We start from the raw sequence: 21,089 nt of genomic DNA, 5'->3' as shown, positions 1-21,089 counted from the left end.
GCGCGCCAACTCGCATGCGCCCCCGAGTGCTTCGCGCACCGACCTCGCCCTGGCCTCCGCCGACTGACCGGGTGCCGGCTGCGCACAGGAAGTCGGCGAGTCCGACTTCCTGTGCGCTCGGCCCGGGGCGGCTACTCCGAACGGTCGGAGATGAAGGCCTCGTACTGGGCGGCCGTGAGCAGCTGCTTCAGCTCGTCAGGCCTGGTGGCGGTGAGCTCGACGATCCAGCCGTCGCCGTACGGGTCCGTGTTGATCAGCTCGGGCTCGTCGCTCAGGCTCTCGTTCACCGCGGTGACCGTTCCGGTGAGCGGCATGAAGAGCTCGCTCACCGACTTGACCGACTCCACCGTGCCGAACGCTTCGTCGGATTCGAGCTGCTTTCCCCCGGTGGGGATGTCGACGAAGACGATGTCACCGAGCTGCTTCTGCGCGAAATCGGTGATGCCCACCTGGGCCTTGTCCTTGCCGGTGGTCCGCACCCACTCGTGGTCCTTGGTGTACTTGAGGTCTTTCGGGACGTTGGCCATGGAGATCTCCGCGAGGTCGAGGTGACTGCGCTGACGGATCGTCAGTCATGCGGAGGAGCCTGCTACAGGTCCCCGCCCCTCACCGCGAAGCGCACCCGGTCGGGTGAAGGCGGGTGTCAGTTGTGCAGGAAGGACTCCAGTGAGGTGGCCAGCGCCACCGGCGTCTCGTACATCGGGTAGTGGCCGCTGCCGCCGAGCTCCTCCAGTTCGGCGTTGGGGTAGTGGGCGAGCCAGGTGCCGCGCATCACGTCGGCGGTCAGGGCGAGGTCGTGTGCGCCCACGATCACCTTGACGGGGACGGGGTTTCCGCTGATGCGGCGTTCCAGGTCGGCCGTCGCCCAGTCCCGCACGTACCCGCCGAAGGCCTCGGGCGTGGAGAGTCGGAGCGACTGGTCGACCATGCGGTCCAGCCAGACCCGGCCCGCCCGCTGCCCGGTGACCAGGTCGAGGATCGCGTACCGCTTCTCGCGGTCCTCGGCGGCGCCGTAGAACAGCGCCTCGCCGTCCGCGTCCAGCGGGTAGGCCCCGGCGGGGACGGGTGCCAGGCCGACGAGCTTGCGCACCCGCAGCGGCGCCTCGGCCAGCACCTGCTGCGCGGCCTTGCCGCCCATCGAGTGGCCGATCAGCGAGAAGCGGTCCCAGCCGAGTTGGTCGGCCAGGGCGAGCGTGTCGGCGGCGATCTCGGCGAGCGTGTAGGAGCCGGTGACGTCCTTGCGCTCCCCGTAGCCCCGGTAGTCGAGGAACGCGTAGCTGAAGGCCCTGCCGTCGAGGTAGTCGAGGAAGGGCCCCCAGCCCGCGCTGGTGCCGAACCAGTCGTGCAGGACCAGGACGTGGTGGTCGCCGGTGCCGGTCGAGCGGTGAGGGATCGTCATGCCCTCGGTCCTTCCCCGGAAGCCTCCCGCCCGAACGGCCGGTCTCCGGCCCGTACGGCGGCCGGCTACGCCGGGGGTCGTCGGGCGAAGGCCGGGGCGTGTTCGGGGCGGGGGCCGAAGGCGATCAGGCGGGAGATGCCCAGCCGGACCGCCGGGACGTGGCGGACGAGCGCGGCGAATCCCATCGGCGGGCCGGACCGCCGGCCGGTGAGCGCCGGGACGAACATCACGCCGTGCAGAATCCGCTGCAGCCGCTGGATGACCACGGTCGGCATCTGGCGCCGCCGTTGCACCCGGGCGAGTGCGGCGGTGGTCGGGCGGCCGCGCAGCAGCGGTTCGGCGAGCAGGGTGGCGGCCGCGACGGCGTCCTGGATGGCGAGGTTGATGCCCACCCCGCCGGCCGGGGACATCGCGTGGGCGGCGTCGCCGATCAGCAGCAGGCCGTCGGTGTACCAGCGGTCCAGCCGGTTGAGCCGGGCGTCGAGCATGTGGACGTCGTCCATGCCCGCCAACTGGTCGACGCGGTCGGCGTACTGGGGCAGCAGCCGGGCGATCCGCTCGCGGAAGCGTTCCACGCCCTCGGCGCGCAGCTGCGGGTCGGAGCCCTTGGGCTTGAAGTAGGCGATCTGGAAGTAGCCGTCGCGGGCGATGCTGAGGGCCAGTTCGCCGTTGCCGAAGCCGGCGACGAGGCTGGGCGGCGCGGCCTGCTCCTCCGCGTGCCGGGGCAGGCGGAACCACCAGACGTCGAAGGGCACCGGGTACTCCTCGGCCACCAGACCGGCCGCCTTGCGCAGGGTCGAGTGTCGGCCGTCGGTGCCGACGGTGAGGTCGGCGCGGAGCTCGCCCTGCTCGCCGTCCCGGGTGCGGTAGCGCACGCCGGCCACCCGGCCGTTCTCCTGGATCAGCCCGGTGGCCTCGGTGTTCATCCGCAGGGTGAAGGTGGGTTCCTGCCGGGCTTCCTCGACCAGGAAGTTGAGCAGGTCCCACTGCGGCATCATCGCGATGTAGTTGTACGGCGCGGGCAGCCGGTCGTAGGCGCTCAGCGGGACTTGGCCGATGCCGGGCACCGGCACCACCAGGTTGCCGAGCCGGCTCTGCGGCAGCGCGGCGAACTTCCGGCCGAGGCCGAGTTCGTCCATCAGTCGCACGGTGGAGGCGTGGACGGTGTCGCCGCGGAAGTCCCGCAGGAAGTCCCCGTGCTTCTCCAGCACGGTCACCTCGACACCCGCCCGGGCCAGCAGCAGGCCCAACATCATTCCGGCCGGTCCGCCCCCGGAGATCACGACGCTCATGGCTCTCTCCCTTGCTGTGCTCGGTTGATCACCTTCCGTGTGGAACTTGCATTTACAGAGTCTCTGGAACTGTCTCAGGTGTCAAGTAGTATGCTGCTTCACATGAAGGATCTGGTGGCGGCCGCCCTCGCGGCGGCGAAGGACCGGGGCCAGGACGTCGCGGACGTTCCGCTGACGGCGATCGCCGCGACGGCCGGAATCTCCCGCAGCACCCTGCTGCGCAGGCTCGGCGGCTGCCGGGCACCGCTGGACGAGGCGGTCCGGCAGGCGGGCGTCGACCCGGGCGGACGGCCGCCGGTACGGGAGCGCGCGATCGCGGCGGCGGCCGGGCTGGTGGCCGAACGCGGCCTGGGCGGGGTCACCCTGGACGCCGTGGCGGACCGCGCCGAGTGCTCGCTGCCCAGCCTGCACACCGTCTTCGAGGGCCGGGACGGCCTGCTCACCGCCGTCTTCCTCCAGTACGGCCCGCTGCCGGACCTGGAAGCGCTTGCCGCGAACCCGCCGGAGTGCCTGGAGGACACCGTCCGGGCACTCCACCGCGCCTTCGCCGCGGCCTTCGACCGCCGGCCCCGGGTCATGCCGGCGGTCTTCGCCGACCTGTTCGCCCGACCGGACGGCCCCGCCTCCCGGATGATGGCGGCCCACCTGCCGCGACTGTTCGACGGCCTCGGCCGGCTGCTGCTGCCGTACATCGAGGCAGGACGGCTGCGTCCGCTGCCGCTCCCGGTGCTGGTCCAACTGCTGTTCGGCCCGCTGGTCAACCACATCCTGCTGCGGCCGGTCCTCGAACCGGCCCTCGGCGCCGGACTGCCCTCGCTGGAGGAGTCCATCGACCTCTTCGCCGAGACCTACCTGCGGGCGGTCGCCCTGCCGTAGCGGCGCCGGGAGACTGCCTGATCCGTTCCTGGGCCCTGGGACGTGTCCCCCGGAAAGCGCCGAGCCCCGGCTCGCCGGGCGAAGCCGGGGAGCCGGGGCTCGGACGGGGGCGGTCAGGCGCTGCGGCGGCGGCGCGCGACGAAGAGCGCGCCGATGCCGCTGACGAGCAGGGCGGCGGCGCCCGCCGCGGTCCTGATGATGCCGTCCGACCCGGTGTGGGCGAGCTGGCCGCCCGCCAGCTGGGTGGTGGTGCTGGTGGTGCCGGCGGTGTCGGTCTCGTCGGCGGTGCCGGTGGTGTAGGTGGTCCGGATGACGGGGCCGGTGTCGACGCCGGAGGTGTCGGTGGCCGCGGCGGTGAGCTGGATCGCGCTGCCCTGCGGGCCCGCGTCGGCGGCGTGGGCGGTGCCCTCGTTGATGTGGGCGGACGGGTTGACGGCGGTCTGGCCGACCTGGGCCTCGGCGGTGTAGGCGAGGCGGACGTGCTTGGTGATGGTCGCGCCTGCCGCGAGGGCGTCGTCGCTGATGAGGTAGCGGGCGGGGCCGCCGGACTGGGGGCCCGGGGTGCCGGGCACGGTCTCCCAGGCGCCGTCGGCCTTCTGCATCTCCAGGACGCTGTGCGGGTCGACCCACAGGATGGTGGCGAGCTTGCCGAACCGGGAGGCGCTGGGGTTGTTGACGGCGACGTCGAACTCGACCGGGGCGCCGCCGACGACGGCGGTGGTCGGCGCGTTCCTGAGCTGGACGGTCAGCGACTTCACCGCGACGTCCTTGGTGTCCTCGGCGAGCACGGTGTCCTCGGCCGCCGGGTCGACGACGGCGGAGTAGAGCTTGGTCGGCTGGTTGTAGCCGCTCGCGTCGTTGTTGCCCACGGCGGCGAGCCGCAGCTGGACGGTCCTGGTGGCGCCGGCGGGGACGGTCAGGCCGGTGACCTTGCCGCTGAAGTTGAAGGTCTTGTCGCTCTGCTTGAAGGTCAGCTCGACCGGCTTCCAGGTGCCGTCGGCGTCGCGGTACTCGATGGCGAACGCGTCGTGCACCCGGGCGTGCACGTTGCTCACGTTGAGCTTCAGGGTGAACGGGGCCTCGGCGGTGCCCGGGTTGGTGACGGTCTCGGAGAACTCGACGGGCTCGCCGCCGAACCCGATCGGGGACGGCTCCTGGACGGTCAGCGCCGGCTTGGTGGCGACCAGAGCGGCGGTGACGTCGATCGCGACGAACTGGGGGCCGACGATCGCCTGCATGGCCCCGCTGCCCTGGTCGACCATCGCCCACGGGTGGATGTAGACCGTGCCGAGCGGGGCGTCGGCGGTGAACGCGAAGCGGACGTGCCGGGTGTCGCTGCTGCCGGCGGCGATGGTCCTGTCGTCGGTGAGGTGGTACGTGACCCGGTCGGAGCCCGGCTGGCTGCTGGGGGTGCCGGTGATGTTCTCCCAGGTGCCGTCGGCCTTCCGCACCTGGAGCGTGCTGTGCTTGTCCGCCTCCACGACCTTGTCGACGGTGGTGTAGCGCGAGGCGCTGGGGTTGGTCACGGTGACGTCGAACTCGACCGGGGCGCCGCCGGCGACGGCGGTGGTCGGCGCGTCCTTGACCTGCACGGTGAGGGCCTTGGCCGCGACCTGGTCGGTGCTCTCGGCGAGGACGGTGGTGCCGGTCGCATCGAGGACGGCGGAGCTGAGCGTGACGGTCGAGTCCTGGTTGGACCAGTAGGCGGCGAGCTCGGTGGTGAGGCGCAGCTGGACGGTCCTGGTGGCGCCGGCGGCGACGGTCAGGCCGGGGACGGTGTCGGCGACGGGCTTCCAGGTGCCGTCCGCGTCGCGGTAGTCGACCTTGATGGCGTGCGTCGCGATGGGGCCCGCGCCGCTCGTGCCGATCCTCAGGGTGAACGAGGCCTCGGTGGTGCCGGGGTTCGTGATGGTCTCGGTGAACTCGACCGGCTGTCCGCCGCGGCCGACCGTCGCTGGCGCGTTGACCTTCAACGACGGCTTGTCGGCCGTGGCCGGCGCGGCGGGGGCGGTCGCGGCGGCCGGTGCCTGGGAGGCGTACGCGGCGGGGGAGGACAGCACCGCGCCGGTGGCCAGCAGCACGCCGAGGGTGGCGGCGGTGAGGACGGTGGAGCGGGAACGACGGGCGCGGACAGCAGGCAAGGAAATACCCCCCGGGGTGTTCTGCCGTCGGTATTTCAGCCGCCGGCCGGTACATGTGGTGGAAGTCGGACCCGAAGTTCGAGGGCGTCGCCCCCAGCGCCTCTCGCGGTCCGGGTTCGGCGGGCTTCCCCGCCTCTCACTGACATAGACGTGCGGCGGCCGCTGGGGTTGCAGCTGATCCAGAAGTTTTTTCGAAAATCTCTGAGACCGTCCTGACCTGCGGTTCTTCTCCCCAGCTCCCGCCGGTCTCAGTGCAGCGCGAGCTCGTCGCCCACGCTCAGCCGCCCGGGGGCGGCGACCTCGGCGAGGGCGTCGAGCCGGCCGTCGTGGGCGTGCACGATCGCCTTGAGGATCTCGGGGGCGTGCGGCAGCCCCGGCTGCGGGGCGCCGGTCATCGCGCAGCGCTCGCTGGAGCGGACGAAGGCGAGGCGGGCGCCGGTGCCGCCGTGGCCCTCCCGGCCGAACCAGCGGTCCTCGACGAAGGGCGGGGTGCCCGGGGGCGTCCGCAGCAGGATGTTGGGGCGGAACCGGCGCTCGTCGACCACCGTGAAGGGTGCGGCCTCGCGGACCCAGTCCAGGGTGGCGGTGGTGAGCACGCTGACCGGCAGCTGGTCGAAGTGGGAGACGGCGTCCTCGCGGGCGAGTTCGACGTCCTCGCGCTGGAGGTAGGCGCGCAGGAACGCGGCCGGGTCGGCGACCGGGCGGCCGAGCGGGTCGAACAGTTCGGGGCCGTCGATCCGGTGGCCGAGGCGGGCGGAGAGGCGGAGCAGGCCGTCCATCCGGCGGAAGCGGCGGGTGTTCTTGCCCGAGCCGAGCTTGCCGTCCGCGTCGCGGACGGCGTAGAGGCGGTCGCCGGCCAGGCCGCGCTCGTCCACCTCGACGAAGTCGAGTCGTTCGCCGCCGGTGGACTTCACGGGGTAGCGCCAGAGTCGCTCGATCACTCCGATGATCTCTGCCATGGGCGGACAGCGTAGCGGCGGCGCCGGGGGATGGTCTAGACCAAGTCCCGTGCGGCGACTGGCCGGAACGGCCCAGGGCGTGTCTTCAAACCCCCGTCGGCGCGCGGGCGGGGGCTTGAAGACAGGTCCTAGCCCAGCCGTGCCACCGCCCGGACCGGCGCACCGTCCGCCGCCGCCAGCCGCAGCGGGAACAGTGACACCTCGACCGGCCGCCCGGCCTCCTGGGCGTCCAGCAGCGCCCGCAGATCGGTCAGGTTCTCGGCGATCACCCCGCCGCCGGGCGCCCCCAGCAGCACCCGGTGCGCGGCGAGGGTCGGCTCGTCGGCGCCGGGCTGGTCGTGCTCGTCGGTGAGGTCCGCGAGCAGCGCGGCGACCGCCGGGTCGCCCGGGCCCGGGTCGGGGGTGGGGTCGACGCTCAGCGCGTCCACCCCGACGGTCCGCACCCCGGCGGCGACGATCGCCTCGGCGGCGGCCGCGGTCAGGCTGGGGTGCGCGAGGTAGGCGTCGGTGCCCCAGTGCCGGGCCCAGCCGGTGGCGAGCAGCAGGACGGACCCCTCGCCGACGCGCGCCAGGGCGGGCGCGAGCAGCTCGGGGGTGACGGCGGCCCGGGGCTCCAGCCCGCGCAGGTCGGCGAGCACCGCGGGGCCGGTGAACCGCTCCAGCGGCAGCCCGTCCAGGGTCGGCCAGGTGACGTCCACGTGGTACGGCGCGTCCACGTGCGTCCCGGACTGCGAGCCGAGGTGCAGGGCCAGCACGTTCACCCCGGCGGTGGCGGTGGTGAGAGCGGGCTCCAACAGGACGGCCGGATCGCCGGGGTAGACCGGCATCGCGGTGGTCACCTGATGGGTGAGGTCGACGAGGGTCGCTGCCATGCCCCCATCCTTCCAGGGGAGCCCGCGGATGAGGCCCGACCGGGTGAGTCCGGATAGAAATGGGACATGGGAACAGTCAAGCGTCAGCCGTGGGTGGTCGGGGTCTCTGGTGCGTCGGGGACGCCGTACGCCGCCTCGGTGATCCGGGCGCTGCTCGCCGCCGGGGAGCCGGTGGACCTGATCGTCAGCCGAGCCGCCCGGCTCACCATCCTCGACGAGACCGGCATCTCCTTCCGGGACGCCCACTGGCGCGCCGACCTGGCCGCCTGGCTGGGCTCCGACGAGGGCCTGGACGACGTCCGCTACTGGCCCGCCGGGGACTTCGCGGCCGGCCCGTCCAGCGGCTCGTACCCGGCCAAGGGCATGCTGGTGGTGCCCGCGACCACCGGCGCGGTGGCCGGGATCGCGCTCGGCCTGAGCAAGGACCTGCTGCAGCGGGTGGCCAGCGTCACCCTCAAGGAGCGCCGCCCGCTGGTCGTGTGCGTGCGCGAGACGCCACTCAACGGGGTGACGTTGAAGCACCTGGTGGAGCTCGACGCGCAGGGCGCCGTCGTCCTCCCCGCCTCGCCCGGTTTCTACGCCGGCGGCTCGACCGTGCGGGAACTCGTCGACTTCGTGGCCGGCCGGGTGCTGGACGCGGTCGGCGTCCCGCATTCCCTGTACCTGCGCTGGGAAGGGGAGTTGGGGGCGGCGGCCCGCCGGGCCGACGAGAACGGCAGCGTGTCGACTGAGGGGGAGTGAGGAGGCCGGGGGCGGGAGAGTATCTTCTCTGCGATATCCGGGTTGTTCCGCGCATGGCGCCTTGGAATCCGGATAATGATCTGTGGGTCTGGTGAGGTTCGGAAGGACGCGGACGGTATATGGACACGGTGGACAGACAGCTCATCCAGGCGCTCCGGGAGAACGGCCGCGCGTCCTACGCCGAGCTGGGCCGACTGGTCGGACTCTCCGGCCCGAGCGTCACGGACCGGATCAACCGACTGGAGCAGGCCGGCGTCATCACCGGCTACCGCGCGACGGTCAATCCGGCCTCGCTCGGCTTCGGCGTCACGGCCCTGATCGGCCTTCAGCTGACCGACGCCGCCGATCACGAGGACGTCGCGCACCGGCTCAAGGACCTCAACGAGGTCGAGGACTGCTGGTTCATCGCGGGTGACGACTCCTACATGCTCAAGGTCCGGGTGGCCGACGTGGCGGGCCTGGAGTCGGTGGTCAAGCGGATCTCGGGCACGAAAGGCGTGGCCCGCACCCGCACCACCGTCGTACTCTCCACGAAGTGGGAGAACCGGGTGAGCGAACTCCCTCCCGAAGGAGAGTGACGGATGGCACTGGTCGGTCTGGAGGAACTGCGCGCCGCTCGGCAGCGGATCGCGGGGGTGGCCGTGCGCACCCCGCTGGTTCCCGCCCCGTGGGCGGACGAGGGGGAGCGCCGGCTCTGGCTGAAGCCCGAGAACCTCCAGCCGACCGGGGCCTTCAAGACCCGCGGCGCCTACAACCGGCTGGCCGCGCTCACCGAGGCCGAGCGGGCCCGCGGCGTGGTCGCCCAGTCGAGCGGCAACCACGCGCAGGCGGTGGCGTACGCGGCGGCGCTGCTCGGCATCAAGGCCGTGATCGTGATGCCGGACACCTCGCCGGCGGTGAAGGTGGAGTCCACCCGGGGGTTCGGCGCCGAGGTGGTCCTGGTGTCGCCGGAGGAGCGGGACACCCTGCCCGCCGAGCTGGCCGAGCGGCACGGCTACGTCTGGGTGCCGCCGTACGACGACCCGTTCATCATCGCGGGCCAGGGCACGGTCGGCCTGGAGATCGCCGAGGACGCCCCGGCCGGGCTGGACACCGTCCTGGTGCCGGTCAGCGGCGGCGGCCTGATCTCCGGGACGGCGGCCGCGCTCAAGCTCACCCGCCCGGGCATCCGGGTGATCGGTGTGGAACCGGAGCTGGCCGCCGACGCCCAGGCCAGCTTCCGGGCCGGCCGCCGGCTGGCCTGGCCGGTCGCCGACACCTACCGGACCATCGCGGACGGCCTGCGCACCCCGTCGGTCGGCGAGCTGCCCTTCGAGCACCTGACCGCGTACGTGGACGACATCGTCACCGTCACCGAGGACGAGATCCGCGCCACCGTCGCCCTGCTGGCCCGTCGCGGCCGGCTGGTCGCCGAGCCCTCCGGCGCGGTGGCCCCGGCGGCCTACTTCCACCGCGCCGCCGAGACCGGGGGCCGGGCGGTCGCGGCCGTGGTCAGTGGTGGCAACATCGACCCTGCGCTGCTCGCTGAGCTGCTGTCGGACCGTCCCGAGCCGAAGGGCGCGCCGGTGCCGAAAGCGACGAGCGACTAGCGCCGGAGGAGCGCCGGAGCGAGGAGCGTCGGCACCGGGTCGGAGCGGCCCGGAGGCGAGCGGACGAGTGACGTAGTCTCGGTCCGGCAAGGAATCGAAGTCGGAGGAGGCGGGGCACCGCATGGACGCAGGGCTGAAGCGCGAGCTGGAGGCGAAGGTCTACGCGGGTGAGCGGCTGACCCGCGAGGACGGGATCGCGCTCTACGAGAGCGACGACCTGGCCTGGCTGGGCGGTCTGGCCCACCACGTGCGGACGCGGAAGAACGGCGACGTCGTCCACTTCAACGTCAACCGCCACCTCAACATGACCAACGTGTGCAGCGCGTCCTGCGCGTACTGCTCGTTCCAGCGCAAGCCGGGCGAGAAGGACGCCTACACGATGCGCATCGAGGAGGCCGTCCGGCTCGCCAAGGCGATGGAGGTCGACTCCCTCACCGAGCTGCACATCGTCAACGGCCTGCACCCGACCCTGCCCTGGCGCTACTACCCGCGCTCGCTGCGGGAGCTCAAGGCGGCCCTGCCGAACGTCTCGCTGAAGGCCTTCACCGCCACCGAGATCCACTGGTTCGAGAAGATCAGCGGCCTGCCCGCCGACGAGATCCTGGACGAGCTGATCGACGCCGGCCTGGAGTCGCTGACCGGCGGCGGCGCGGAGATCTTCGACTGGGAGGTCCGCCAGCACATCGTCGACCACGACACCCACTGGGAGGACTGGTCGCGGATCCACCGCCTCGCCCACAGCAAGGGCCTCAAGACGCCGGCCACCATGCTGTACGGCCACATCGAGGAGCCCCGCCACCGGGTGGACCACGTGCTGCGGCTGCGCGAGCTGCAGGACGAGACCGGCGGCTTCCAGGTCTTCATCCCGCTGCGCTACCAGCACGACTTCCACGACTCCAAGGACGGCGTCGTGCGCAACAAGCTGATGGCCCGCACCGAGATGGCCACCGGCGCCGAGGCGCTGAAGACCTTCGCGGTCTCCCGGCTGCTCTTCGACAACGTCCCGCACGTCAAGGTCTTCTGGGTGATGCACGGCGTCACCACCGCCCAGCTGGCGCTCAGCCACGGCGCGGACGACATGGACGGCTCGGTGGTCGAGTACAAGATCACCCACGACGCGGACAACTTCGGTACCCCGAACAAGCTGGGCCGCGACGACCTGCTCGACCTGATCCGCGACGCCGGTTTCCGCCCGGTCGAGCGCAACACCCGCTACGAGATCATCCGCGAGTACGAGGGCCCGGACCTGGGGCGCCGTGAGGCCCCGCAGGCGATGCGCCTCTGACCGTCGACCTCCCCGCCGCCCGGGCCCCGGCCCGGGCGGCGGCGTTTCTTCACCGCCCCCGCACCTGCCCCGGGTTTACCAACCGGTACACCGTTTGGCAGGATCGGCGGTATGTCCGGCTCTCATCGCGCCACCACGTACCCGTCGTACGAGCCGATACCAGAGCCGGTGTACGGGGTGCCGCAGCAGCCGTACGGGGCGGGTGAGCCGTACCAGCAGCCCGTCCGGCAGGACCACTACGGCGAGTACGGGCAGCTCCCGCAGGCCCCTGACGGGTACTTCGAGGCGTACGAGCAGCCGTTCCAGCCGTCCCAGCCGTACGCCTCCGGGCCCGACCCGCTCGTCGCCCCCGAGCCGGTGTACGCCCCCGGGCCGGCGTACGACGTCGAACCGGTGTACGCCCCCGAGTCGGTGTACGACGCCGAACCGGTGTACGCGTTCGAGCCGGAGCCCGTCCGGCAGCCCACGCCCCCGCCCGTGGCGGCGCCCGTGGGCGCCCGGGCGGCCGCCCGGGGTCACCGCCGGAAGGCGAAGAAGAAGCGCCACGGCAAGGCGGTGATGGCCGGCACCGCGCTGCTGGTCGCGGCCACCGCCGGCTGGTACACCGTCGGCCAGGACGACGCCAAGCCCGTCGCCGCGACCGCCGACGGCCCCGGCCCGGAGGGCGTCAGCACGCCCGACCAGCCGGCTCCCGCCGCCCGGGCCGCCGCCGACCGGCAGACCCAGCCCCCGGCCGCCGACCGCAGCCAGGTCCGTTCGGACGGCTCGGTCGCCGCGATACCCGGCCTCGGCGCCGACTTCGTCGCGAAGATCCCCGCCGAGACCACCCAGGTGGTGCTCGCCTCCGGCCAGGACAAGAACGGCAACAAGAACGCCGTCACCCTGTGGACCCGCACCCCCGAGGGCCGCTGGCTGGCCGGCGAGACCTGGCAGGGCCACAACGGCAACAACGGCTGGACCGCCGACCACAACGAGGGCGACCTGCGCAGCCCGATCGGCGTCTTCGCGCTCACCGACGCGGGCGGCCGCAAGGCCGACCCGGGCAGCAAGCTCCCGTACGACAAGGACCCGAGCTTCGTGGTCTCCGGGACGGGCTTCTTCGGCGACCAGCTGGCCGGCTCCTTCGACTACGTGGTCGCGATCAACTACAACCGGGTGCCCGGAAACTCCCCGCTGGACCCGCGCCGCCCGATGGGGGCGAAGAAGGGCGGCGGGATCTGGATCCACGTCGACCACGACGGCCCCACCCACGGCTGCGTCTCGATCCCCGAGGACAAGATGGCCGAGCTGATCCGCACCCTGGACCCGGCGGCCCACCCGGTCATCGTGATGGGCGACGCCACCTCGCTCTCCGTCTGACCCCGGCGTTCCGGCCCCGGCCCGGCCCGGCCCCGGCCCCGGCCCCGGCCCGACACCGGCGTTCCGGCGGTGTCCGCGCGGCGTTCCGGGCGGTGCGGGGCCCGTCACCGGCGGCGGTGCCCGCCCCCTCGTCCGCCTCGGCGTCGACCCCGGCGCGTCCGGAGGCCAGTCGCCGCAACGCCCCTTGTGGGGCTCCTACAGATCGCGGGGGCGGATCCTGTAGCCGGGCGCGCCCCGCTGACCAGTGGGTAACCCGGTTCCATGGCACTATGAGCGGTTCGCGCATTGTGGCACTCGGCCACTACCAGCCCCCCAAGGTCCTCTCCAACGACGACCTGGAGGCGCTCGTCGACACCAACGACGAGTGGATCCGTAGCCGGGTGGGTGTCAGAACCCGGCACATCGCCGAGGGCGAGACCCTGGTCGACCTCGCCACCGAGGCCGCGCAGAAGGCGCTCGCCAAGAGCGGCCGGACGGCCGACGAGATCGACCTGATCGTGGTCGCCACCTGCACCGCGGTCGAGCGCAGCCCCAACACCGCCGCCGCCGTGGCCGCCCGGCTCGGCGTCCGGGCGCCCGCCGCGTACGACATCAACACGGTCTGCTCCGGCTTCTCGTACGCCCTGGCCACCGCCGACCACGCGATCCGGGCCGGCGCGGCCCGCCGCGCGCTGGTGATCGGCGCCGAGCGGATGTCCGACACGCTGGACTGGACCGACCGCACCACCTGCGTGATCTTCGGCGACGGCGCCGGCGCCGCGGTGGTCGAGGCCCAGGAGGACGGTGCCGAGCCCGGCATCGGCCCGGTGGTCTGGGGCTCCGAGCCGGAGAAGGGCGACGCCGTGGTGATCACCGGCTGGGACCCGGTGATCAGCCAGCAGGGCCAGTCGGTGTTCCGCTGGGCCACCACCCAGCTCGCCCCGCTGGCGCGCCGGGCCTGCGAGCAGGCCGGGATCGACCCGTCGGAGCTGAAGGGCTTCGTGCCGCACCAGGCCAACCTGCGGATCATCGACTCGATCGCCGCCAAGCTGGGCCTCACCGACGCGGTGGTGGCCCGGGACGTGGTCGACTCCGGCAACACCTCGGCCGCCTCGATCCCGCTGGCCTTCTCCAAGCTGGTCGAACGCGGCGAGCTGTCCCCGGGCGACCCGGTCCTGCTCTTCGGCTTCGGCGGCGGGCTCGCCTACGCCGGCCAGGTGGTCCGCTGCCCCTGACGGCGCGGAGCCGGGCGTCCGAGGGCCCCTGAGGGGCCGCAACGCGAACATGCCGGTGGGCGGGCACCCTGTGTGAGGGGTGCCCGCCCACCGGCATGTCTGGCGCGCGTGCGGTACGTCGGCGGACCTCCCCCGAGGACACGGCCGCCGTCCGTCGTACCCCGGACAGGAGGCCGGGGCTGCGCGCGGAGCGGATGGTCGGTTGAGCGGATGGTCTACTTGGGCGGCTTCTTGCCGGTGACGCCCAGGTACACCAGGGGAGCGAGGTTGGGCTTGAGGTCCTTGACCTTGACGCCCCAGGAGGTGAAGGCCTTCTGGTGCTCGGCCGCCGAGGCGAGCAGCGAGACCAGGGCCCCGGCGACGGCGTTCGGGTCGAGCGACTTGTCGGCCTGGCCCTTCGCCTGGAGTTCCTTGACGGCCTCCGCGAGCGGCTTGGCGACCGCGTTGAGGACCGTCATGCGGATCTTGAAGAACCGCTTGTCCCCTTCGGCGGCACCGAGCGTGACCACTCGGAGAATGGCGTCGTTCTTGCGCCAGAAGGCGAGGAATCCGTCGACCAGTTCTTCCGAAGTGGTCGGACCGGACTTCCCTGCCCAGGACTTTCCGGCCACCAGCTCTTTGAGGGTGTCGGCGTCCTTGGCCATTTCCTCGGCGATTTCGAGGACAGCGCCCTCGACATCCGGGAAGTACTGGTAGAAGGTCGCGGGGGAGGTACCCGCCATACGGGCGACGTCGATGACCTTGACGTCCCGGTACGGCGACGTGCTGAGCATCTCGCGGAGGCAGTCGAGCAGCTTCTGCCGCGTTTCCTGTCCGCGTCGCCCGGCGACGCGACCGTCGACGGTGCGAACTTGTCCTGTCATGCCGTCAGCTTACCGTGGCACGATCTTGGCGCGATTCGGTGATGCGACTATTACTCCGCACGGGGGGTTGCTATAGGGGCATGAACCACTTCGGACGGATATTCACCGCGCTCCGCAGGTGTCGTTGAAGCCCCCCCGTGTGCCTTTGACCCCACAGCGTGACGGCGAGTCCGCTGAGGGGTGGTCGAGTGACAGAGCGTGACGATCGGCGGCGTCGGAAGATCGGCGCCGAAGTGGAGGGTCCGGGCGTCCGGGTGCAAACCGCGGCCGGAACGGGCGTCAGAATCCGGCCGTTCCGTCATCACCGGCCGGACGGCGGCGCTCCCGGGGCCGCCGTCGGCTCTGGGCGGGGGAGGTTGGAGATGGGCCGGGCGGCATTGGAGAATCGGGTCCGGCACCACGCGGCGGGTGCGGAAAACGGGGAGGTGGCAGCGGAGTGGACCAGCTGACGGCGCACGATCCGAGGCGGATCGGGCCCTTCGAGGTGCTGGGGCGGCTCGGCGCGGGTGGGATGGGGCTGGTCTACCTGGCGCGCTCCGCCTCCGGCCGGCGGGTGGCCATCAAGACCGTCCGGGCGGAACTGGCCGAGGACGAGCTGTTCCGCGTCCGCTTCGCCCGCGAGATCGAGGCGGCCAAGACGGTCGGCGGTTTCTACACCGCGGCCGTGGTGGACGCCGACGCGGACGCCCGGGTGCCCTGGCTGGCCACCGCGTACATCCCGGCCCCCTCCCTGGAGGACCTGGTCGAGGAGTGCGGTCCGCTGCCGGTGGACGCCACCCGCTGGCTGATCGCGGGCATCGCCGAGGCGCTGCAGTCCATCCACGCGGCCGGGCTGATCCACCGGGACCTCAAGCCCTCCAACGTGCTGGTGGTCGAGGACGGCCCGAAGGTGATCGACTTCGGCATCGCCTCCGGCGTCTCCAGCACCCGGCTCACCATGACCAACGTCGCGGTCGGCACCCCCGCCTACATGTCCCCCGAGCAGGCCAAGGACAGCCGTAACGTCCGGGGCGCCAGCGACGTCTTCTCGCTCGGCTCGCTGATGGTGTTCTGCGCGACCGGGCACCCGCCCTTCGGCGGCTCCAACCCGGTCGAGACGGTGTTCCAGCTGCTGCGCGAGGAGCCGGACCTGTCCGGGATGCCGCGCGAGCTGATGGACCTGGTCCGCGCCTGCATGCGGCCCTCGCCCGAGCACCGGCCCAGCCCGGCGCAGATCCAGGCCGAACTGGCCCCGCACCTGTTCTCCCGGGACGACGCCGCCGGCGAGGTCGGCGACTGGCTCCCCGTGAACGCGCTGGAGCTGATCGAGCGCAAGCGTGGCCGCCGCCCGAGCGTGCCGCCCCGGGCCGTCCAGCTGCCGGCCGGCGCGCCGCCGCCCCCGGCCGGGCCGCCGCAGGCCGGCCCGCTCCAGCCCCACCAGCCGCCGCAGCCGCACCAGCCGGTCCCGGTGCAGCGCCCCGGCCTGGACGACCCGCGCACCCGCCCGGGCGGGGGGCACGCGCCGCCGCCGTCCGGGCCGGTGCACACGGGGCCGCGGCGGGGCCCGGTGTCCGACGGCGAGATCCCGACCGCGAAGATCGCCTCCCCCAACAAGCACCGCGCGCCGGGCGGCGGCGGGGCCGTCGAGGTGCGGCTGTCCGGAGCCTCGGTGCGGATAGGCCCCGGGCCGCGGGCCGAGCACGAGCAGACCGGCCCGGGCACCGCCCCGGCCGAGACCGACTGGGTCCGCCGGGTCACCCCGCCGCCGGTGCCGGCCGCCCGCTGGCGCCCCTGGCGGTTCCGGATGTCCAACGACGTCTGGGGCACCCCCGTGGTCGCCGACGGCACGCTCTTCGTCTCCAGCTTCGAGGTGCACGCGCTGGACATCGCCTCCGGCGAGCGGCGCTACAAGACCCGGGACGTCGCCTGGGCGCTCGCGGTGGACGCCGGCCGGGTGCACGCGGCCGACGGCCCGCACCTGTACACCGTGGACGTCGCGGACGGCACCGAGCGCTGGCGCACCTCACTGGACGGCTGGGTCTACTCGCTCTCCGCCGCCGACGGGGTGCTGTGCTGCGGCGTCCGCGGCGGCGGCGTCCAGCTGCGCTCGGCCGCCAGCGGCGCCGAGCTGTGGCGGGCCGACGACGCCCAGCAGGACTACGAGAACCCGCAGTCCGGACCGGTCCTGGTGGCCGGCGCGGCCTACTACTACGGGGCCGGGCGGCTGCGCTGCATCGACCCGCACGGCGCCGGCCTGCGCTGGTCCTTCCCGGTCGGCGAGGACGTGCCCTCGCACCCGGTCGAGCGCGGCGGCGTGCTGTACGTGACGGCCGGCTCCAGGGTGTACGCGCTGGACGCGGCCAGCGGGGCCGAGCGCTGGCGCTTCGAGGCCCCGGTGGTGCTGTTCACTCCGCCCGCGCTGGACGCCGACGCGGTCTACGTGGCCGACTACCTCGGGACGGTGTACGCGCTGGACGCGGCCACCGGCCGGGACCGCTGGCGCGGGGTCACCGGCAACCGCCAGGGCGCCGAGCCGGTGGTGGTCGGGGACGGCATGGTGCTGGTCGGCAGCGGCGGGGTGCTGTACGCCTTCGAGGCGGCGAGCGGCCGGGAGCGCTGGCGCTACACGGCGCGCGGCGAGATCGTCGGCTCCCCGGCGGTGGCCGACGGCCTGGTGCACCTGGGCAGCCGGGACCACTCGCTGCACACCCTGGACCTGGCGAGCGGTCAGCTGCGCTGGGAGCTCGGCACCAAGGGCGAGCTGACCGGCTCGCCGGTCGCGGTCGGCGGCCGGGTCTTCGTCGGCTCCAAGGACCGCTGCGTGTACGCGCTGGACGCCTTCTACGGCACGGCCGTCCCGGCACGCTGAACCGGCGCGGCGGCGGGGCGGGCGCCCCGCCGCCGTCGGACGCGTCCGGTCAGGCCTTGCGGGCCCCGGGGTGGCGGCTGCACCAGCCGTCCCACGCGGAGGCCACCATCTCCGCCACGTCATGGCGGGCGCCCCAGCCCAGCTCGCGGCGGATCAGGTCGGCCGAGGCCACCACCCGCGCGGGGTCGCCGGCGCGGCGCGGGGTCACCTCGGGGGTGGTGTCGTAACCGGTGACCTTGCCGATCACCTCCAGCATCTCCTTGACGCTGACGCCCTCGCCGCGGCCGATGTTGAGCACCAGCGAGGTCTCGCCGGCCGGGTCGGCGGCCAGCCGCTTGGCGGCGGCGACGTGGGCCGAGGCGATGTCGGAGACGTGGATGAAGTCGCGGACGCAGCTGCCGTCCTGGGTCGGGTAGTCGTCGCCGAAGACCCGCGGGGCCTCGCCGGCGGTGAGCCGCTCGAAGACCATCGGGATCAGGTTGAAGACCCCGGTGTCGGACAGCTCGGGGGAGGCCGCGCCGGCCACGTTGAAGTAGCGCAGCGCCACGGTGGAGATGCCGTGGGCCTTCCCGGCCGCGGCGACCAGCCACTCGCCGGCCAGCTTGGTCTCGCCGTACGGGCTCATCGGGGCGCACGGGGTCGACTCGGTGACCAGGTCGACGTCCGGCATGCCGTAGACGGCGGCGGAGGAGGAGAAGAGGAAGCGCTTGACCCCGCCCTCGGCGGCGGCCTCCAGGACGGTCTGCAGGCCGATCATGTTCTCCCGGTAGTAGAAGAACGGCTGCTCGACGGACTCGCCGACCTGCTTCTTGGCGGCGAAGTGCAGGATGCCCTCGATCGCGTGCTCGCGGATGGCGGCGTCCAGGACGGCCCGGTCCAGGGTGGAGCCCTCGACCAGGGCGACGCCCTCCGGCAGGCGGGAGGCGTCGCCGGTGCTGAGGTCGTCCAGGACGGCGACGCGCTCACCGGCGTCGAGCAGCTGGCGGACGACGTGCCCGCCGATGTATCCGGCACCGCCGGTGATCAACCAAGTCATGGGCCGATTCTAGGGTGTTCGGGTTTCCGTGGTGAGTGCCGGGCGAGTCGAGCCGTCAAATCGGACAAATCGGTGAAATGCTGACAAAGATTTCCGTGCTCCCAGCGTGGTGACGAATCGGAGGCAGCCAGGTGAGCCGAAAGAAGGAACACGCCCGCCCCCTGCCGGCCGGGCCCCGGCCGACCGGACCCAGGACGGTCCACGGCCGGCTGCTCGTACCCGGCGCGGTGGCCGTACTGACCGCGCTGGCGCTGGCCGGGTGCAGCAGCGGCTCCTCCACGTCCGCCTCGTCGGCCGCGGGCTCCCCGTCGGGCTCCGGCTCGGCCAGGCCGGCCTCGTCGGCCCCCGCGCGGTCGGCCGACGGGAACCAGTTGCAGGACGACTACCAGCGGGTCATCGCCGACGTGCTGCCCTCGGTGGTGCAGATCACCACCGGCGACAGCCTCGGCTCCGGGATCGTCTACGACGACAAGGGCGACATCGTCACCAACGCCCACGTGGTGGGCACCGCGACCACCTTCACCGTCACCCTCGCCAACAGCACCAAGTCGCTGGACGCCACCCTGGTCGGCAGCTACCCCGACACCGACCTCGCGGTGATCAAGCTGAGCAGCCCGCCGAGCGGCCTCAAGCCGGCCGCCTTCGGCGACTCCGGCAAGGTCCAGCTCGGCCAGATCACCCTGGCCATGGGCAGCCCGCTCGGCCTCTCCAGCAGCGTCACCCAGGGCATCGTCTCGGCCACCGGACGGACCGTCTCCGAGCCTAGGGGCGGCGGCTCGCCCGGCGCCACCATCGGCAACATGGTGCAGACCTCGGCCGCGATCAACCCGGGCAACAGCGGCGGCGCGCTGGTCAACCTGGACAGCCAGGTGATCGGCATCAACACGCTCGCGGCGACGGAGCCCGAGGCCAACGGCGCGGCCGCGCCCGGCATCGGCTTCGCCATCCCGGCGTCCACCATCACCAACATCACCGACCAGCTGATCAAGCAGGGCAAGGTCACCAACTCCGGCCGGGCCGCGCTCGGCATCACCGCCCGGACCAGCTTCAACCAGCAGTTCAAGCCTGCCGGCGCGGTCATCGTGGCGGTCACCGCGGGCGGCCCGGCCGCCTCGGCGGGGATGCAGGCCGGCGACGTGATCACCAAGATCGGGGACGCCGCGGTCGACTCGCTGAACGCGCTCACCACCGCGCTCGCCTCGCTCACCCCGGGCGACAAGGCCACCGTCGCCTACACCAGGGACGGCAGCAGCCAGACCGCCGACGTCACCCTCGGCACCCTGGAGACCCCCTAGGGGCCCGTCCGGCCGGGCCGCACGCCGCGCAAGGGCTCCGCGGACCGGCCGCCCCACCGGACCGGCGCCGGGACCTCGTCACTGCCTCGACGAGGTCCCGGCGCCGTGCCGCGCTCCGGTTCAGCGGCGGGCGGTGCGGGTGCGCCAGGGAAGTTCGACGGTGATGCTGCTCGGGCCGCCCTCCGGGCTCTGCACCAGGAGCACGCCATCCACCGCGCGGATCCGCTCGGTCAGCCCGGCCAGGCCGCTGCCCGGGTAGGGCGCGGCGCCGCCCTTGCCGTCGTCCTGGACCAGCACCATCAGCTGGTTGTCGGAGCGCCAGACGTCGACCGAGGCGGTGCGGGCCCCGGCGTGCTTGGAGACGTTGGTCAGCAGCTCGCTGACGGTGAAGTACGCGATGCCCTCGACCGCCGAGTCCGGGCGCTCGGCCTGGCCGTCCGGCCCCTTCAGGTCGACGTTCACCTTGACCCCGCCGGGGACGGTGCAGCGGGCGGCGACCGCGGACAGGGCCGCGTCCAGGCCGCGGTCGGTGAGCACCGCCGGGTGGATGCCCCGGGCCAGGTCGCGCAGCTCCTGGAGGGCCAGCTTCACCTCGCCGTGCGCGTTGTCGACCATCTTCGTGGCGGCCGCCACGTCGTCCTCGGTCTCGACCTCGCGCAGCCGCTCCTTGGCCATGCCCAGGTCCATGGCCAGCGCGACCAGGCGGGCCTGGGCGCCGTCGTGCAGGTCGCGCTCGATCCGGCGCAGGTCGGCGGCGGCGGTGTCGACCACCGTGCCTCGGTCGTCCTCCAGCTCGCGCACCCGCTCGGCCAGGGCACCCGGGAAGAGCAGCGACTCGATCAGGATCCGGTCGATCGCCGCCAGCGCCCGGATCACCCAGGGCAGCACCGGCCACATCACGGTGACCGCGACCAGGGTCACCGTGAAGCTCAGGATGCCCCAGGGCAGCATCAGCACGTTGTAGAGCGCCGAGCGCCAGTTCAGCAGGTCGGTCAGGTGGGCGATGGTGAAGCCCACCACCCCCGGCCGGCGCGGCTGCACCGGCTCCGGCTCGTGGATCGCGGAGTCGTACGCCGCCCGGGCCCGCCGGCGGCCCAGCCCGCCCAGGGCGCGGGAGACGGCCAGCCCGCCGGCCAGCAGCGGCAGGCCGACCACGGTGATCGACATCCCCAGCCCGGCCGTGAGCGTGATGGCGGTGAGCGCGAAGCCGGCGACGCCGAGCGGCAGGTTGAGCAGCAGCTGGCCGACCTGCCGCCACATCCGCGCACCGTACAGCGGCGAGCGGCCCATCTGAGCGTCCTGCTCCTTGATGGCGTCCAC

General features: G+C 73.0%; 18 protein-coding genes. 9 read left to right on the top strand and 9 right to left on the bottom strand.

Annotated elements, in window-relative coordinates; translation table 11 throughout:
* Nucleotides 1-131: 131 nt before the first annotated feature.
* The 3 genes from gcvH to ACIOGZ_RS15160 form a co-directional block, all read right to left on the bottom strand.
* Complete coding sequence (gene gcvH / locus ACIOGZ_RS15170; RefSeq protein WP_363629295.1) at nt 132-527, bottom strand: glycine cleavage system protein GcvH; 396 nt, start codon at nt 525-527, stop codon at nt 132-134.
* Nucleotides 528-643: 116 nt separating this feature from the next.
* A complete protein-coding gene (locus ACIOGZ_RS15165) occupies nt 644-1,399 on the bottom strand; it encodes an alpha/beta hydrolase (protein ID WP_363579953.1) in 756 nt (251 codons plus the stop codon).
* A gap of 65 nt (nt 1,400-1,464) precedes the next feature.
* On the bottom strand, nt 1,465-2,691 hold the full coding sequence (locus ACIOGZ_RS15160; RefSeq protein WP_400986116.1) for an FAD-dependent oxidoreductase: 1,227 nt from the start codon (nt 2,689-2,691) through the stop codon (nt 1,465-1,467).
* Between the two features lie 102 nt (nt 2,692-2,793).
* On the opposite strand from ACIOGZ_RS15160, the gene ACIOGZ_RS15155 reads away from it, so the two are divergent.
* Complete coding sequence (locus ACIOGZ_RS15155; protein WP_363579955.1) at nt 2,794-3,567, top strand: TetR/AcrR family transcriptional regulator; 774 nt, start codon at nt 2,794-2,796, stop codon at nt 3,565-3,567.
* A 113-nt stretch (nt 3,568-3,680) separates the two neighbouring features.
* Here the strand turns inward: ACIOGZ_RS15155 and ACIOGZ_RS15150 are convergent, their stop codons facing one another.
* From ACIOGZ_RS15150 to ACIOGZ_RS15140, 3 genes are all read right to left on the bottom strand, one after another.
* A complete protein-coding gene (locus ACIOGZ_RS15150) occupies nt 3,681-5,708 on the bottom strand; it encodes a hypothetical protein (protein ID WP_400986114.1) in 2,028 nt (675 codons plus the stop codon).
* 248 nt (nt 5,709-5,956) lie between these two features.
* The gene (locus ACIOGZ_RS15145; RefSeq protein ID WP_363579957.1) at nt 5,957-6,667 is read right to left on the bottom strand and encodes an MOSC domain-containing protein; all 711 of its coding nucleotides are present in this window, start codon (nt 6,665-6,667) and stop codon (nt 5,957-5,959) included.
* A 128-nt stretch (nt 6,668-6,795) separates the two neighbouring features.
* Complete coding sequence (locus ACIOGZ_RS15140; RefSeq protein ID WP_063348889.1) at nt 6,796-7,539, bottom strand: cyclase family protein; 744 nt, start codon at nt 7,537-7,539, stop codon at nt 6,796-6,798.
* A gap of 66 nt (nt 7,540-7,605) precedes the next feature.
* On the opposite strand from ACIOGZ_RS15140, the gene ACIOGZ_RS15135 reads away from it, so the two are divergent.
* The 6 genes from ACIOGZ_RS15135 to ACIOGZ_RS15110 all read left to right on the top strand — a co-directional run bounded on the left by ACIOGZ_RS15135 (nt 7,606) and on the right by ACIOGZ_RS15110 (nt 13,727).
* Complete coding sequence (locus ACIOGZ_RS15135) at nt 7,606-8,280, top strand: UbiX family flavin prenyltransferase (protein WP_350878478.1); 675 nt, start codon at nt 7,606-7,608, stop codon at nt 8,278-8,280.
* Nucleotides 8,281-8,399: 119 nt separating this feature from the next.
* A complete protein-coding gene (locus ACIOGZ_RS15130) occupies nt 8,400-8,858 on the top strand; it encodes an Lrp/AsnC family transcriptional regulator (protein ID WP_063348891.1) in 459 nt (152 codons plus the stop codon).
* 3 nt (nt 8,859-8,861) lie between these two features.
* The gene (locus ACIOGZ_RS15125) at nt 8,862-9,869 is read left to right on the top strand and encodes a threonine/serine dehydratase (protein ID WP_363579958.1); all 1,008 of its coding nucleotides are present in this window, start codon (nt 8,862-8,864) and stop codon (nt 9,867-9,869) included.
* A 121-nt stretch (nt 9,870-9,990) separates the two neighbouring features.
* A complete protein-coding gene (gene mqnE / locus ACIOGZ_RS15120; RefSeq protein ID WP_063348893.1) occupies nt 9,991-11,154 on the top strand; it encodes an aminofutalosine synthase MqnE in 1,164 nt (387 codons plus the stop codon).
* 111 nt (nt 11,155-11,265) lie between these two features.
* Nucleotides 11,266-12,513, top strand: coding sequence for a L,D-transpeptidase family protein (locus tag ACIOGZ_RS15115; protein WP_400986113.1), 1,248 nt, complete (start codon nt 11,266-11,268; stop codon nt 12,511-12,513).
* A 269-nt stretch (nt 12,514-12,782) separates the two neighbouring features.
* Nucleotides 12,783-13,727: a beta-ketoacyl-ACP synthase III gene (locus tag ACIOGZ_RS15110; protein ID WP_363579960.1), complete on the top strand. Its 945-nt coding sequence runs from the start codon at nt 12,783-12,785 to the stop codon at nt 13,725-13,727.
* 215 nt (nt 13,728-13,942) lie between these two features.
* Here ACIOGZ_RS15110 and ACIOGZ_RS15105 read toward each other — a convergent pair whose 3' ends face one another.
* Entirely contained in the window at nt 13,943-14,590 is a 648-nt protein-coding gene (locus tag ACIOGZ_RS15105; protein WP_030055725.1) for a TetR family transcriptional regulator, read from the bottom strand.
* A gap of 436 nt (nt 14,591-15,026) precedes the next feature.
* Between ACIOGZ_RS15105 and ACIOGZ_RS15100 the strand changes: the two genes are divergently transcribed.
* A complete protein-coding gene (locus ACIOGZ_RS15100; protein ID WP_400986112.1) occupies nt 15,027-17,438 on the top strand; it encodes a PQQ-binding-like beta-propeller repeat protein in 2,412 nt (803 codons plus the stop codon).
* Between the two features lie 49 nt (nt 17,439-17,487).
* On the opposite strand, the gene galE is transcribed toward ACIOGZ_RS15100, so the two are convergent.
* Nucleotides 17,488-18,474 (bottom strand): UDP-glucose 4-epimerase GalE, encoded by a 987-nt coding sequence (gene galE, locus ACIOGZ_RS15095; RefSeq protein ID WP_350876964.1) that lies wholly within the window; start codon nt 18,472-18,474, stop codon nt 17,488-17,490.
* Nucleotides 18,475-18,683: 209 nt separating this feature from the next.
* Between galE and ACIOGZ_RS15090 the strand changes: the two genes are divergently transcribed.
* Entirely contained in the window at nt 18,684-19,769 is a 1,086-nt protein-coding gene (locus tag ACIOGZ_RS15090) for a S1C family serine protease (RefSeq protein ID WP_400809156.1), read from the top strand.
* A 120-nt stretch (nt 19,770-19,889) separates the two neighbouring features.
* On the opposite strand, the gene ACIOGZ_RS15085 is transcribed toward ACIOGZ_RS15090, so the two are convergent.
* A complete protein-coding gene (locus ACIOGZ_RS15085; RefSeq protein ID WP_363580288.1) occupies nt 19,890-21,059 on the bottom strand; it encodes a sensor domain-containing protein in 1,170 nt (389 codons plus the stop codon).
* Between the last annotated feature and the right edge of the window lie 30 nt (nt 21,060-21,089).

This window comes from Kitasatospora sp. NPDC088160, assembly GCF_044741445.1.
Classification (GTDB): domain Bacteria; phylum Actinomycetota; class Actinomycetes; order Streptomycetales; family Streptomycetaceae; genus Kitasatospora.
Note: the sequence above shows the minus strand (reverse complement) of the source record. Positions and strands in the feature narration are given on the sequence as shown.